Raw genomic sequence first — 1,546 nt, forward strand, 5'->3', positions numbered from 1 at the left:
GTGCCCTGGATGTTGGTGCCGCCGAACTCCCACAGGTCGACGCTGCCCGGCTTGGGCTTGTAGAGCATCGCGCCGAGCTGGCTGTACGTCCAGTCGGTGGCACCGGGATCGGCGTGCCAGTACGACCAGTACGCGGAGGCGGGCGGGGTGAGCACACAGTCGTCCTGGGCAGGGGTCGGATACTGCCGGCCGTGCTGGTAACCGCTGTAGCCGATGCGGCAGATGAAGGCGGGGCCGTCGTGCCCGGTGCCGGTGGTGCTCCAGCCGCCCTGGTTGAGCAGCTCGTAGCCGGTGGTCGGGGTGGTGCCGCAGGAACGCAGGATCGGGCCGCCCCAGTGGCTGAGGTCGACGGCGAGCACGACGCCCGAGGTGGTGGTGCAGCGGCCCATCGGCTGGGGGTCGGCGGCGGCCGGGGTGCCGGCCTGGACGACGGCCGCCGCGCCGAGGCCGAGGGCGGCCAGGGCCCGGATCGGGCGGGCCATCGCCCTCATCGTCCGCTCCCGGTGCCGGTGCGGCGGCGGGCGACGACCACCGTGCGCCAGCCGGCGAGCGTCAGCAGCACGGCGATCGCGGCGAGGGCCCCGGCCTGGACGCCGGTGGCGGCGAGGATGCCGCCACCGCCGCTCGCGCCGGCCCCACCGGTGCCTGCGGTGTCCCCGGTGCCTGCGGTGTCTCCGGTGGTGACGATGTCCGGGGCGCTGCCGCTGGGGCTCGGGGTGGGCTGCGGGGAGGTGCCGGTCAGACTGCGCTTGAGGGTGCCGAAGGAGATACCGGTGGCGCCGCCGACGGCCTGGGTGGAGGCGCGCAGGTCGGAGCGGCGGTCGTCGCTTCCCTTGGCCACCACGAATCCGCCGTCGCCGTTCTGCTGGGAGGCGAGGAACTTACGGGCCTTGGCGAGCTGCTTGGCGTACTTCGGCGCGTCCAGCGACAGGCCTTGTACGGCGAGAGCCGCCGAGTTGACGGAGTCGCCCGCGGTGCCGGGGAAGCCGCCGTCGGCCAGCTGCCGGGAGGCGAGCCAACTCAGCGCCTTGTCCACGGCCTTGTCCGCCTTGGCGCCGCCCGCGAGGTCGAGGGCCATGGCGGCGATGGCGGTGGAGTCCACGTCGGAGTCCTTGGTGGACGGGATCAGGCTGGGCCAGGCGCCGCTGCTCTCCTGGAGGCTCTCCAGGTAGGCGATCGGCCGCTGGGCCGACGCGCTGTCGCCCGCGCGCAACTGGGCCATCACGGCGAGGGACTGGGCGAAGACGGAGGGCGCGTAGGTGTAGGCGCCCGCGGCCGCGCAGGAGCGGTCGGCGCCGGTGCTGGCCTTGGCGCAGACGGCTTGGTCGAGGGCGGCGACGAGGTCGTGTCCGGTGAAGTGCCGGGGGTCGCGTCCGACGGCCTCGGCGAGCAGGGCGGTCTTGCCGATGGACCCGGCCGCCGCGTACGAGGTGCCGACGTTCGTCCAGTCGTCCACCGTGCGGCCCGCGCCGTCCTTGCCCCGGTGGTCGAGGAAGTCGACGATGCCGCGCAGCTTGGCGTTGTCCAGGCCGGTGGCGGCGAGCGC

Annotated in this window: 1 protein-coding gene and 1 pseudogene; both read right to left on the bottom strand. The window is 74.4% G+C overall.

The window, feature by feature from the left end:
• Positions 1–491, bottom strand: a pseudogene (locus tag CCN72_RS37390) (hypothetical protein); the annotation flags it as partial.
• The coding region (locus tag CCN72_RS37395; RefSeq protein ID WP_143664359.1) for a prenyltransferase/squalene oxidase repeat-containing protein at positions 488–1,546 on the bottom strand (1,059 nt) is incomplete at its 5' end. The gene CCN72_RS37395 and the pseudogene CCN72_RS37390, both read right to left, overlap by 4 nt.

The organism is Streptomyces murinus (genome assembly GCF_002154555.1).
Lineage (GTDB): Bacteria > Actinomycetota > Actinomycetes > Streptomycetales > Streptomycetaceae > Streptomyces > Streptomyces murinus.